Origin of the sequence: Paenalicyclobacillus ferrooxydans, from assembly GCF_001399675.1 — a bacterium.
Taxonomy (GTDB): domain Bacteria; phylum Bacillota; class Bacilli; order Alicyclobacillales; family Alicyclobacillaceae; genus Alicyclobacillus_B; species Alicyclobacillus_B ferrooxydans.
The window spans coordinates 22,930-35,368 of the sequence record NZ_LJCO01000044.1 but is presented as its reverse complement, the minus strand read 5'-3'; the positions used below and the strand labels follow the sequence as shown (position 1 = coordinate 35,368).

13 protein-coding genes are annotated in these 12,439 nt (G+C 54.2%); 2 read left to right on the top strand and 11 right to left on the bottom strand.

Annotated features, from left to right (window positions below; all coding sequences use genetic code 11):
* Positions 1-2: 2 nt before the first annotated feature.
* The 5 genes from hisD to ispG all read right to left on the bottom strand — a co-directional run bounded on the left by hisD (position 3) and on the right by ispG (position 5,394).
* Positions 3-1,328 carry a histidinol dehydrogenase gene (gene hisD, locus AN477_RS10050; protein WP_054969021.1) on the bottom strand — a complete coding sequence of 442 codons (1,326 nt, stop codon included), beginning with the start codon at positions 1,326-1,328 and terminating at the stop codon, positions 3-5.
* Between the two features lie 61 nt (positions 1,329-1,389).
* Entirely contained in the window at positions 1,390-2,115 is a 726-nt protein-coding gene (gene hisG / locus AN477_RS10045; protein ID WP_054969039.1) for an ATP phosphoribosyltransferase, read from the bottom strand.
* Entirely contained in the window at positions 2,115-3,200 is a 1,086-nt protein-coding gene (locus tag AN477_RS10040) for an ATP phosphoribosyltransferase regulatory subunit (RefSeq protein ID WP_054969020.1), read from the bottom strand. Before AN477_RS10040 ends, hisG begins: the two co-directional genes overlap by 1 nt.
* 353 nt (positions 3,201-3,553) lie before the next feature.
* Positions 3,554-4,312: an MOSC domain-containing protein gene (locus AN477_RS10035; protein ID WP_083486142.1), complete on the bottom strand. Its 759-nt coding sequence runs from the start codon at positions 4,310-4,312 to the stop codon at positions 3,554-3,556.
* A complete protein-coding gene (gene ispG, locus AN477_RS10030; protein ID WP_054969019.1) occupies positions 4,309-5,394 on the bottom strand; it encodes a flavodoxin-dependent (E)-4-hydroxy-3-methylbut-2-enyl-diphosphate synthase in 1,086 nt (361 codons plus the stop codon). Before ispG ends, AN477_RS10035 begins: the two co-directional genes overlap by 4 nt.
* A 203-nt stretch (positions 5,395-5,597) precedes the next feature.
* Between ispG and AN477_RS10025 the strand changes: the two genes are divergently transcribed.
* Both AN477_RS10025 and AN477_RS10020 read left to right on the top strand, forming a co-directional pair.
* Positions 5,598-6,665: a class I fructose-bisphosphate aldolase gene (locus AN477_RS10025; protein WP_054969018.1), complete on the top strand. Its 1,068-nt coding sequence runs from the start codon at positions 5,598-5,600 to the stop codon at positions 6,663-6,665.
* Between the two features lie 132 nt (positions 6,666-6,797).
* Positions 6,798-6,983 carry a YjzC family protein gene (locus AN477_RS10020; RefSeq protein WP_054969017.1) on the top strand — a complete coding sequence of 62 codons (186 nt, stop codon included), beginning with the start codon at positions 6,798-6,800 and terminating at the stop codon, positions 6,981-6,983.
* A gap of 89 nt (positions 6,984-7,072) precedes the next feature.
* Here the strand turns inward: AN477_RS10020 and AN477_RS10015 are convergent, their stop codons facing one another.
* The 6 genes from AN477_RS10015 to coxB all read right to left on the bottom strand — a co-directional run bounded on the left by AN477_RS10015 (position 7,073) and on the right by coxB (position 12,404).
* Positions 7,073-7,786, bottom strand: coding sequence for a hypothetical protein (locus AN477_RS10015; RefSeq protein ID WP_054969016.1), 714 nt, complete (start codon positions 7,784-7,786; stop codon positions 7,073-7,075).
* 206 nt (positions 7,787-7,992) lie between these two features.
* On the bottom strand, positions 7,993-8,103 hold the full coding sequence (locus AN477_RS25450; protein ID WP_245631783.1) for a putative holin-like toxin: 111 nt from the start codon (positions 8,101-8,103) through the stop codon (positions 7,993-7,995).
* A 69-nt stretch (positions 8,104-8,172) separates the two neighbouring features.
* Positions 8,173-8,799 carry a hypothetical protein gene (locus AN477_RS10010; RefSeq protein ID WP_054969015.1) on the bottom strand — a complete coding sequence of 209 codons (627 nt, stop codon included), beginning with the start codon at positions 8,797-8,799 and terminating at the stop codon, positions 8,173-8,175.
* Between the two features lie 42 nt (positions 8,800-8,841).
* Positions 8,842-9,771, bottom strand: a complete 930-nt coding sequence (gene cyoE, locus AN477_RS10005) for a heme o synthase (RefSeq protein WP_245631782.1) — start codon at positions 9,769-9,771, stop codon at positions 8,842-8,844.
* A 290-nt stretch (positions 9,772-10,061) separates the two neighbouring features.
* Positions 10,062-11,693 (bottom strand): cytochrome c oxidase subunit I, encoded by a 1,632-nt coding sequence (ctaD, locus tag AN477_RS10000; protein WP_054969014.1) that lies wholly within the window; start codon positions 11,691-11,693, stop codon positions 10,062-10,064.
* 42 nt (positions 11,694-11,735) lie between these two features.
* Positions 11,736-12,404: a cytochrome c oxidase subunit II gene (gene coxB / locus AN477_RS09995; RefSeq protein ID WP_054969013.1), complete on the bottom strand. Its 669-nt coding sequence runs from the start codon at positions 12,402-12,404 to the stop codon at positions 11,736-11,738.
* Positions 12,405-12,439 lie beyond the last annotated feature (35 nt).

Here is a 12,439-nt window from a genome sequence, read left to right as displayed (position 1 = left end):
ACTCAGCGCTCTCCCTTCCCAGGTGTGTTTGCGTCGGTCAATCGGACCGCGATGGACCTTGCGTGAGCGTCAAGCCCCTCTGCCGCTGCAAGCGCCATGATGTGCGCTGCGTGTGCCTCAAGCGTCCGCTGCTGGTAGGTCACGTAAGTCATGCGGCGCTGAAAGTCCGCAACGCCGAGACCCGACGTGAAGCGTGCTGTGCCATGCGTCGGCAGGACGTGGTTTGAACCCGCATAGTAATCCCCGACAGGCTCAGGCGTAAAGGCACCGAGAAAGACGGCCCCCGCTTGCTGGACGTCCCCGAGATACTGATCTGCGTCGTGAATCAAGAGTTCAACATGCTCCGGCGCACTCTCGTTAACCACGGCAATCGCCTCGCCAATGGAGCCTGCCGTGACGATGGCCCCCCAGTTCTCAAGTGCTGTTTGCGCGATCTCTTTGCGTGGCAGCTCCGCCAATTGCCGCTCGAGCTCTGCTTCAATGGCATCTGCGAGTCCGGAGGCTGTGGTGACGCAAACTGCGCCAGCCTCCGGATCGTGCTCGGCTTGAGCGAGCATATCCGCCGCAATGTAGGCAGGGTTCGCCGTTTCATCGGCGACAATAAACACCTCAGACGGACCGGCGATGCTGTCGACCCCGACGTCTCCCATGACAGCCCGCTTCGCAAGGGCCACATAAAGGTTTCCCGGCCCGGCCAGCTTGTCCACACGCGGCACAGACTGGGTGCCGTAAGCCAAGGCCGCAATCGCCTGAGCACCGCCCACACAGTACACCTCATGTACGCCGAGATGATGCGCCGCCGCCATCACGAGCGGGTGCGGCAGTCCTGTCTCCCGTTGCGGCGGGGACACGAGCACAATCTCACCGACCCCCGCCACCTGTGCCGGAATGACGTTCATCAACACGGTCGACGGGTATGCTGCACGACCGCCTGGTGCGTACACGCCAGCGCGCGCAATGGGACGCCAGACCATCCCAACGACTGCACCATCTCCGTCACTGATTTCAACTGCCCCTTGCAACTGTGACTCGTGAAATCGGCGAATCCGATCGGCCGCTGCAGACAACGCCTCTTGCAGGGAAACATCCAGTTGATTCCACGCTGTTTCGAGCACTGCTGGCGGCACATGGAGCCGAAAATTCACGTCTTCAGCACCCGGGTAATCCAGTTTTGCAGTCCAGCGACGCAGCGCGTCGTCTCCTTCTGCCTTTACCGTATCGATGATCTCCTTGACTGTCTTCATCGCAGCCTCGTCCGTGTCACTCGTCCGCCGCCACTGAAATAACGCCGCACTCTCGCGCCGAAGTTTCACTGCATTCGCCCCCATTGTTTTCCTCTTGCACACACCTGTGTAACAAGCGATGCACAGTATCTGAACCGCCTGCCATCTAAACGCCTGCCTGCGCAGTAATCGACTCGCCAAGCCGAGCTGAGATCTCATCAATCAATCGGCGTTTGGTTCGGTAACTCGATCGGTTCGCAACCAATCTGGCCGACACATCCATCACTTCGTCGAAGATAACGAGCCCATTTGCCTTTAAGGTGCTGCCGGTCTGAACGAGATCGAAAATCCGATCAGCAAGTCCAATCACGGCTGCGAGTTCTATCGATCCGCCAAGCGGGATAATCTCGACTGCCTCCCCGCGGCTTCGAAAATACTGGTCTGCCAAACGAGGGTATTTGGTTGCGACCCGATGTGCCGGCTTGCCGCGATGCTCTGGGCGACCAGCCACGCAGAGGCGGCACTCTGCCTTCTTTAAGTCAAGCAGTTCATAGACCTCGCGACCAGATTCCAAGACCACGTCTTTCCCGACGATCCCGATGTCTGCCACACCAAACGACACATAGGTTGGCACATCCGCTGGTTTCGCAAGTAAAAAGCGAAACGCCTCGTCTTCTGATTCTCCAAAGCCTGAACGCCCGTCTGCGTTGCCTGCATTACCGGCTGACTTGCCCGTCACCCCATCTGCATGGCCTGCAAGTCCATCTGTGGATGCATGAAAAACGAGCGACCTGCTCTCGTCCATCCCTTCCGGTTTGGGAAGCAGAGCACTGGTCCAAAGCGGCATCACGTCATCTGCTGTCCGACCCTTCGCCAAGGCAATCGTCAACATCACTCACTCGCCCCCGTCTCCCCATCGTTTGTCGGCTGTGTCGTCCACTCGATCTCGCTGAGCGCAGCCATCAACCGCTCGACCTCGTAAGTAAAGCCGACGGCGGGAGCTGGGGCACCAAACGAGGCAAGCAGCCCGTCATAACGCCCACCAAGCGCAACCGGTGCACCGACGCCATTTGCAAACACTTCAAAGACGATCCCAGTGTAATAACTGATATCCCGCGTCAGGGTCAGGTCAAACGTCAATTGATTGGCAAGCCCCATCGACTTGAGTTGTGCTGCGAATTGAACGAGACTGTCCCAGTAATGCTCCACCTGTTTCCCGAGTGATGCATCCTTCCAGGAAACATGGATGAGATCCGTGAGGCGAGAGGACGAAAACGGATCGAGCTTTGACAAAACCGATAACAGCACATCACCGCTGGCCAGTTCTGTGTCTTCTTGTCCGTCCACAATCCGGCGGAATCCGACGTAATCGCCACGAGCCAGCATAGCAAGTAAATCGTCTACAACAGCAGACTCGATACCGCTCGCAGATAAGAACGCGGAAGCAAAGCCAGCGTGACTGACGACCATTTGCCAATCCTTTAATCCAAGACGCTTCAGACCCGACTGACACATCAACAAAAGTTTTGCATCGACCTCGTGACTTGACGGCCCGATCCACTCCACCCCAACTTGCGTTGACTCAGCGGCACGACCGCTGACCCAGGAGAGTGAAGCGGGATCGTCCGTGCGATGATAAACGCGTTCAGCGTAACACCACTTGATCTCTTTGTTTCCACCAGACAAAACGGGCGCTGCCATCCTGGCAATCGAAGGCGTCATCTCGGGCCGCAGCGCAACCGTCCGACCGAGGGTGTCAAACACCCTGACCCAGGCTTCTGCTTCCGCTGCAGCCCTGCCTCTGAGGAGTGTGTCCACATATTCGAAGGCGCCGCAGGAAACCATCTCGAATCCGTGCTCGTCGAATTCCTCCAGCAACACAGACTCCACTTTGCGCCGGAATTTTGCTTGTTGCGGGAAAAGATCCTGCATTCCAAGCGGCCTGTCCACCCATTTTCGCACGACATCAATGCTCATTTTCTCACCACTTCCACGATTCCATTTAAATGAAAACCTGATTAAATGAAAGCCTGACTGACGTTTAAAGTCCGCTTTCGCCCGCAGGCTCGGAAACTCGAAATACGATCATTACTCCATTTTAACAGGTTTTATCCACCATATTCCAAAATGCAAAGGAACGGCCGCATCGCTTTAGTATGCTAACGTGATAAAGCATGAGGTTATTTTATATGCTGCTCAGCCACGCGTCAATGGCCATGTCAGTCTCGTTGCCACTACGAAAAAATGGCCTGGCACAAATTCTGCGTGTGCACAGGCCATTTCATATGATGATTTCAGTCGAGCCATCTCTGCCTGGTCCGCTTCGCGCGTTAGTCGAGCTCCCGAAGCGTTCGTTGCCAATCGGACGACAACTCAGGACAAGCCGCAAGCGTGAGTGCCTCTTCCCGCGCCGTTCGACGTTCCCTCATGATCCGATGCGTTTCCGTAATGGTCCACTGCGGATGCAGACGTTCCACCAGCGTTATCTGTTGGCAGGGTTCCACGGTGCCTGTTTGGAGCACCCGGACATACCACCCGGTCCATCCGCGGCGTTCCACCTCAACCGGCAACAACGGCAAGTGGTGCTTGCGTCCGAGCTTCCAACACGGCCCACGCGGTTGCGAGACCTGGACCACGACTTCCCCGATTTGAAGGATGTCTCCGATACAGCTCGTTTCCTCGGAAAATCCTGAGACCGTAAAGTTCTCGCCGAATGCCCCGCATTCGAACCGAGGTACACCGAGTACATCCGGCCACTCATCATAATGTGCAGCGCTGTAAAGCAGTACTGCGCGGTGCGGTCCGCCGTGGTGCTTTAAATCGGCCTGGCCGTCTCCTGCCAGATTCGTCAGCCCCAGCTCAACCGGTCCATCGACTCGTCGCTTGTCAATTCCCGAGACCCACACAGCCTCATGGTCGTCGGTTGGACGGGCGTACACCTTCTCTGCAGGAAGCCCGACTTGAATGGAGAGGAGCTTCCCAGCCAGCTGCAGCGGGCCCACCTGCCCGAGCGCAGCGACCTGGGGCGGTCTGCCTGCCTCTATCCCGTCAACCTGTGGCGATCCGGTCTCCCGATTCACGTTGCTCATTCCAGACTCCCGGTCTCTGCATAGCGCTTCGCGAGCACGTCGATTTCCTTCTTCAACTCGGACACCAGTTCCGCCTCCGGGATTTTGCGGACAACCTCGCCTTTGCGGAACAGGAGACCTTCTCCTCTTGCCCCTGCGATCCCGATATCCGCCTCCCGCGCTTCACCAGGCCCGTTCACCGCACACCCGAGCACCGAAACTTTGATCGGTGCCTTAATACCCTCCAGGTACGCTTCGACCTCATTCGCTACAGAGATGAGATCGATGTCGATCCGACCGCACGTCGGACAGGACACGAGGGTAGCGGCGTTCGAAATCAAGTGGAAGTCTTTCAAGAGCTCGCGCGCCACGCGAATCTCTTCGACCGGATCGGCACTGAGTGAAACGCGCATCGTGTTTCCGATCCCCATCGACAGCAAGGTGCCAAGCCCTGCCGAGCTCTTGATGGTGCCGCTGAACAGTGTGCCCGACTCCGTGATACCAAGGTGGAGGGGATAGTTGAACGACTCCGCGGCAAGGCGGTACGCCTCAATGGCAAGCGGCAGGTCGGAGGCCTTCATGGACACAATGATGTCATGAAAATCGAGATCCTCCAGAATCTTAATATGGTGGAGCGCACTCTCGAGCATGCCCTCTGCCGTCGGGTATCCGTGCTTCTCCAGAATGTGTCGTTCCAGACTGCCTGCATTGACACCAATACGAATCGGAATGCCCCGCTCTTTGCAGGCATTGACAACAGCCTCAACGCGATCGCGCTGACCGATATTGCCAGGGTTAATCCGAACCTTGTCGACACCGTTCTCGATGGCGGCGAGGGCCAGACGATAGTCAAAATGTATATCTGCCACGAGCGGAATGTGAATTTGTCGTTTAATTTCCTTGACGGCTTCTGCAGCTTCGCGGGTATTGACCGTCACGCGAACAATCTCACAGCCTGCGTCCTCGAGGCGGTGAATTTCGTTTACGGTACTTTTGACATCTGCAGTTTTGGTCGTGGTCATGCTTTGAATCACAACTTGATCGGACCCGCCAATCGTGAGCGGACCCACGTGAACTTTCCGTGTATCTTTTCGATGAAACATCGGTAACCTTCTCCTTAGATAAGGCATAGTCTTCTTGGCCCATTATACCTCAAAACTGTTTCCCATTTGGGGTTGGATTTGATACTCTAGTGTCGATTACTTGTACGGATTCGCGTGTCTGCGCCGTTTTGCGTTTCGGATCACGGTTCATACAAGTTGGTATGCTTCGACATACCATTAGGATTAAGACGGGAGTGTAAACCATGATTGAACAAATCCAGAAATACCTTGGCGACGAAGCATCTTACTACCTCGAGCATACTTCCACAACCATTCCGAAGGCCGCGCTGACCAGCCCTTCCTCGGACACGGTCAGTGAAGTTTTCGCACACACTGACAGAAACAACCAGGTTTTGCGCAGCATGCAATCGATGCTCGACCACGGGCGTCTCGGCGGAACCGGTTATGTATCGATTCTTCCAGTCGACCAAGGCATTGAACATGCGGCTGGGGCGTCATTCGCAAAAAACCCGGCCTATTTTGATCCGGAGAACATCGTCAAGCTCGCCATCGAAGGCGGATGTAATGCCGTCGCTTCAACATTCGGAGCACTCGCTTTAACGTCACGCAAATACGCCCACAAGATTCCGTTTATTGTAAAAATCAACCACAACGAACTGCTGACCTACCCGAACCAGTTTGACCAGATTATGTTCGGGAGTGTGCGTGAAGCATGGGAGATGGGCGCAGCTGGTGTAGGAGCGACCATTTACTTTGGGTCTGACCAGTCGACCAGGCAGATTCAGGAAGTCAGTCAGGCATTCCAGCAAGCACATGAGCTCGGAATGTTCACGGTACTTTGGTGCTACCTGCGCAACCCAGACTTTAAAGTCGGCGGCATCGACTACCACACCGCAGCTGACCTCACGGGTCAGGCGAATCACATTGGCGTTACCATTGAAGCAGACATCATCAAACAAAAGCTGCCCGATACGAACGGCGGCTACAAGGCCCTCAACATGGAAGGCAGCAGCTACGGTAAGACGGACAACCGCATCTACACAGAACTGACCACTGAGCACCCGATTGACCTCGCACGTTACCAGGTTGCGAACTGCTATATGGGCCGAATCGGTCTCATCAGCTCGGGCGGTGCATCCGGGGCGAATGACTTCGCTGATGCTGTCAAGACAGCCGTGATCAACAAGCGTGCAGGCGGTATGGGCCTCATCTCAGGCCGCAAAGCCTTCCAGCGTCCGATGGACGAAGGTGCGAAGCTCCTAAACGCCATCCAGGACGTATATCTCTGCAAAGACGTTACACTCGCGTAATCAACGTAAGCCGGCTGAGCAAACGTGCTAAAGCAGGCGTGTACCTCCGAACCTGGCAACATGTTCTGCATCCCATTGTGACGCATAGACCCCTGCACCGCATGTGATACTAGCCGTGCGGGGGTGATGCTCATGGGACAGCACAACCAGTTTGAGCCGGGTTGGAAAGTACCAAATGACGGTGAATACGTCGAGATTGGTGAACACCCGGACAGCAACAACCTTAGCCATCCAAAGAAGCTCCGGTTGCGCAAAGGTGACACCTTTCCAGGGACCACGAACGGCAACCGAAAGTGGACCAGAAACCGCAATAAGTAACAAAAAGACTGCCCGAAGTGTGCCTTCGCACGCCGGGCAGTCTTTTTGATGTCCTGAATCGGGATTACAGCGGGATTGAAAAACTGTTGCTACACCGACGCGGGTACGCGTTGTTCAAGTGGTGCCACGACGCGAGGAGACGAGAGCAGGTGGAACCCCGCAAAAGCAATCGCCCAGCCGATTAACATCACAACCCAGAACGACCCCGGCCACCCGAGTCTCGCACCGCTGCCTGCCCCTGCGATGACCAGAACCCCAATCGACAGCCACAAATTGCCCAGGAAAAACTTCTTCGGTGCCTTATGACGCAATACTTTCCACGCTGACATGAATCCCACGCCGACGACTGCCAGTGCACCGAATGTGTTGAGGATGATGAGCGGAACGAGCCACAGCGCTCGATTCACGATCACGCCAGTGCCAGCGCCGCCATCCAAGTGAGCTAGTGCAGATGCGTTGAGCGGTGCCACGATGATCCCGATGCTGGCAACGAGTCCAACAATCGCAACCACTATGACGACGGACCAGACAACTTTCTTCGAAAACACCAGAGCCAGGCTGCCAAGTCCCATCACGGCTGCCATCCACAGTGCCCCAAAGAGGTAGTAGATGACAAACCAAACCCCGCGCCCTGGATGCACCCACACTGCAAGTGCGTAAGCCAGCGACCCAAGCGCAGACATAAACAGCGATACCGTCCACAAACCGTGACTTAACCGATGATTTCGGCGAAACTGACGAAGTACCAAGATGGCAAAATACAAAGTTAAAATGAATACCAGTATTGCAGGAAGACCTATCATGGAAGCCCCTCCTCTCAGCCTGAAATTGTCTTTTCATCCAATCATAACGTGCCCAATTTCATGCGACAAGACACATTGCGCGTGAAATTGTAATCCAAAAAGACTATTGCAAAAATAGGGGTATAGGAGCCTCCTCCTATACCCTCAAAATCACTTCATCAAAATCACTTCATCAAAATCACTTCATCAAAATCACTTCATCAAAATCACTTCATCGAACGCTTTTTCGTGTTGGAAAGATAAGTTGTGTACTTTAAGATGAGCAGGGTCAAACCCGCAAAGACAAACACCCCGAACGCGAACATGATGAACTGCATCCTCGCTCTCCTTTCGCCCCAATGTCAACCCTCGGCCAGCAACAAACTCTGCGCTGACCAACGCTTCCATCAGGTCAAGTGCTGTCCGCACCAGGCGGCAAACTGACCGACTGTTAAGACGTCTTCAAGCAGCAATATCACAATGCCAGACGCTGCTGTGTATAACCAGACGTTCATGGCGACTGGAAAAAACGCGTTGATCTTAGCTTTACTGGCGAACCCTGAATACCATCCCGCGACGGCCAACAAGATAACTCCGACCACGGTCAACAAGAACTGTACTATCGCTGTCGGGGCGTAAATCGTTGCCGATTGAGGACTTGCGTGACCAAAACGCAGCATCATCTGGAACTGAACCGCTGCCAGTCCAATGTAGAAAAGCGTCGCCAGGCCCAGCGTTCCGTTAAACGCACCCCAACGGTCCTTCACGAAAAAGGTGGCTGCCCCGACAAGCAGTACCGCGGAAATAACCGACAGAAGCACGGAGTAGTACGGCAGGTCTTTTAAAATGGTTGATTTGAGAACGAACTTCGTGGGACTCCATCCCCGAAGGTACACGTTCGAAGCCACAAATGTCGCCGTCATAAACGTCAGAGCAACAAGTCCTGCCCAGACTGCCAGGTTTGCATTGCCCTGCGAGTCGATATTTTCATGATGGTTAATATGTGCACCGGGTGGTGACGGGTGTGCAGACATGCGTTGACCTCCTCCACCGCCGCCAACTCGTGACGGCCGTAATCAGACCGCACTGATAATCATGACGATACACATCGCGGTCAGGTACAACAGCGAAAACCCGAACATCTTCTTTGACCAAGCCAAGTCATCTTTCACAAACAGACCTTGTACCGCGCGACCAAGGAAAATGAGCCCGAGTACAGTGGCAGCAACGAGATAAATAATCCCCTCGTAACCAAGGCCGTACAGCAGCAGTGACACAGGGAACATGGCTGCTGTATAGAGGAGGATCTGCTGTTTTGTTTGAGCAAACCCGCGCACGACCGGAAGCATTGGAATACCCGCAGCCCGATACTCTTCTGTCCGCTTCATGGCCAGCGGCAAGAAATGCGGCGGCTGCCAGAGGAAAAAGATGAAGAACAGGACCCATGCACCAATGCCAAGACTGCCGTGGCTTCCTGCGGCGAACCCAATCAGGGGCGGCAGGGCACCTGCCACCCCTCCAAGCACCGTGCTCAGCGTCGTTGTACGCTTCAGCCAGACGGTATAGATATAGGAATACACAATCAAACCACCGAACGCACAAGCTGCGGCAACAACGTTGACCAACACGGCGATTAACGCAGTGCCCACAATACCGAGTGTCAGTCCCATCCAAAATACAATGGTTGGGTTGACTTTTCCAGATACTGTGGCTCGCTGTTGCGTGCGGGTCATGCGGTGATCAATATCGCGATCGACATAGTTATTGAGTGCAGCCCCACCGGCTACTACCATTGCCGTGCCGATGACGGTGAAGATCAGCGTCAAGACATCCGGATGACCGTGGCTGCCAACCCAGAGTCCTGAGATTGTGGCCATCACGTTGGCAACCGTTATGCCAAGCTTCAGCACGGAGATATAGTCGCGGATTGATCCACGCGACGGGTTCGTAGATTGTTCGTCCGCCCCACCCGGGACGGATTCTAATGCGGCACCTTTCATTGCCATCCTGAGACACCCCTTTCAATCTGAACTCTGGGACTTTGGCAAACCGTATTGCTCTTGAACTGCGAGTTTAAACGGTAAAACCGGGTGAACCAGAGCTGAAGCCAAAACCTATGCGAGATAATTTACCAAATATAACATGACCAAGATAAGGTCATGCTATCCTATCACCCGTTTTCCGTCACTCACTCTCTCACCCGTGTTCCGTTCACTCACATTCATTCACTCACTCGTTCGTCCGAATGGATGTTGTGTTCTCCAACCACTCGGCAACCATCGAAATCTCAACAATCTTAGACGGGAGCCGGAGTCGGACTCGGTGTGGGATTCGGGTTTGCGTTGGGTTCCGGATACGGCTGATAAGGGTTGGAAGATACAACCGGCAGATCGTCAAAGTTGTGCTCCGGCGGAGGAGAGGAGATGGTCCACTCCAACGTTTGCGCTCCCCACGGATTTGCAGCAACCTTGCGGCCGCGCTTCGCAGAGTACAGCAGATTCGATACAATCACCAACGTACCGAGCCCGAGCATATAAGCACCGATTGTGGATACATCGTTCCAGAATTGAAATATCGGGTTGTAAGACGCGATGCGACGCGGCATACCTGCCAGTCCCAGGAAGTGCATGGGAAAAAATGCAACCTGAGTGCCGATAAAATACAGCCAGAATGACAGATAGCCCAATTTCGTATTATACATCCGTCCTGTAACCTTCGGAAACCAGAAATGCAAACCAGCCATGATGGTCATGACGCTGCCGCCAAACAGTACGTAATGGATGTGCGCAACAATGAAGTACGTATCATGCAGGTTCATATCCAGCGGCACGGCTGCAACAATCACCCCGCTAAACCCGCCAATAATGAACGATCCGATGAAGCCGAGCGATGCAAACATCATCGGCACCGTGTACTCAACGGAACCACTCCATAAGGTCGCCAGCCAGTTAAATATCTTCACTGAAGTTGGCACCGCAATGATCATAGACGAGATCATGAACGGAATTCCCGTTGACATGGCCATGCCTGCGACAAACATGTGGTGAGCCCAAACAAAAAAGCCGAGGAACCCAATCGCGACACTCGAATACGCGATGGCGTGATAACCGAAGATAGGTTTCCTCGCAAACACGGGCAGTACTTCAGAGATGATGCCAAACCCTGGCAGAATCATAATGTAGACCGCAGGGTGTGAGTAAAACCAGAATAGGTGCTGGTACAGCATCGGATCGCCGCCCTGGGCGCTATTATAAAACACTGTACCAAAATGTCGATCCGAAATCAGCGTCGTGATAGCCCCTGCCAGCGCGGGAGTGCCGAACAACTGCATATACGCAGTAACGAGCATGCTCCATGTGAAGAGCGACATCCGCGTATAGGTCATCCCAGGTGCACGCATTTTGTGAATGGTAACAATAAAGTTGATGGCACCGAGGATAGACGATAGTCCTGAGAGATGAATTGCCATCACCCAGAGGTCAATGCCTGGGCCGTGCGACTGTACACTGTACGGAGGGTACGATGTCCAGCCGGCATCCGGCATACCAAACACCATGCTGAGCAGTAAAATGATACCGGATACAAGGTACAGCCAGTAACTCAGTGCATTCATGCGCGGAAACGCCATGTCGCGCGCGCCAATGTGCAACGGGACCAGGTAGTTTCCGAAGGCACCGGTCAACAGTGGAATAATGACCGCAAAAATCATGATTGTGGCATGCATCGTAAAAAATTCGTTGTAGCTCTGAGCTGTAAACAATCCCTTGTAACTGAGCAGGTCGGTCCGGACCAAGAGCGCGAAGAGACCGCCTAAGAGAAAGAAAAAGAGGGCCGTGACGCCATACATAATGCCGATTTTCTTGTGGTCAACCGTAAGGATCCATTCTCTGACGAAAGACCGGCGTGGCGGCTTCAGCGCTGCCTCCATCTCTTACACCACCTCATATGCTCGGTAGATTTGGTAGAGAACTTACGAGTTTGATGACGTGCTGTTCTGTTGCTGTTTCTCAGTCTGGAGCCAACTCTGGTAAGCTGCGGGACTCATAACCTGCATCTTCGCAACCATAGTGGGGTGTCCCGGTCCGCAGAACTGATCGCACGGGACATCGAACGTCTGCCCGACGAACTGACTCTCGACGTTCACCCAAAACTGGGTACGGCGTCCTGGCACTGCATCCTGCTGCAGGCGCACGGCAGGAATGTCAAAGCCATGGATGACATCAGCAGAAGTGATATCAAACAGAACATTCTGACCTGCAGGGACGCGCAGATCGTTGACAGTATCGACGCCGTTCGGATACTTGAACTCCCACTGCCACTCGTGCCCAATTACTTGAATGACCACAGGCTTGGCCGGCGCAATCTGATCGGCATAAACATACTTCACGCTAAAAACACCAATAGCCACGAGAATAAGTGCTGGAATCAGAGTCCACAGAATTTCTAACTTGTTGTTTCCGTGAACCGCTGCTCCGACGAGATTCTGCTTCGTCCGACGGTAACGAACCAGAAACCCGACCAGCAAGACTTCCACAAGCACGAAGAAAAACGTGATGACTCCCAGAACCCAGTAGAATAATCCATCTACACTCTGGGACATGTGCGTCAGTGCTGCCGGCAACCACGTAGAGCCTCCCAATCTTCCCCCTCCTCGGCAGGTATTTCCGTTCCCGA

Coding starts and splice junctions, on each gene's coding strand:
- AN477_RS10020 (WP_054969017.1), top strand. CDS start 6,798: ATGGGACAGCACAACCAGTTTGAGCCGGGTTGGAAAGTACCAAATGAC.
- hisD (WP_054969021.1), bottom strand. CDS start 1,328: ATGGGGGCGAATGCAGTGAAACTTCGGCGCGAGAGTGCGGCGTTATTT.
- AN477_RS10015 (WP_054969016.1), bottom strand. CDS start 7,786: ATGATAGGTCTTCCTGCAATACTGGTATTCATTTTAACTTTGTATTTT.
- hisG (WP_054969039.1), bottom strand. CDS start 2,115: ATGTTGACGATTGCCTTGGCGAAGGGTCGGACAGCAGATGACGTGATG.
- ctaD (WP_054969014.1), bottom strand. CDS start 11,693: ATGGAGGCAGCGCTGAAGCCGCCACGCCGGTCTTTCGTCAGAGAATGG.
- AN477_RS25450 (WP_245631783.1), bottom strand. CDS start 8,103: ATGCAGTTCATCATGTTCGCGTTCGGGGTGTTTGTCTTTGCGGGTTTG.
- AN477_RS10025 (WP_054969018.1), top strand. CDS start 5,598: ATGATTGAACAAATCCAGAAATACCTTGGCGACGAAGCATCTTACTAC.
- AN477_RS10035 (WP_083486142.1), bottom strand. CDS start 4,312: ATGAGCAACGTGAATCGGGAGACCGGATCGCCACAGGTTGACGGGATA.
- cyoE (WP_245631782.1), bottom strand. CDS start 9,771: ATGGCAATGAAAGGTGCCGCATTAGAATCCGTCCCGGGTGGGGCGGAC.
- ispG (WP_054969019.1), bottom strand. CDS start 5,394: ATGTTTCATCGAAAAGATACACGGAAAGTTCACGTGGGTCCGCTCACG.
- AN477_RS10010 (WP_054969015.1), bottom strand. CDS start 8,799: ATGTCTGCACACCCGTCACCACCCGGTGCACATATTAACCATCATGAA.
- AN477_RS10040 (WP_054969020.1), bottom strand. CDS start 3,200: ATGAGCATTGATGTCGTGCGAAAATGGGTGGACAGGCCGCTTGGAATG.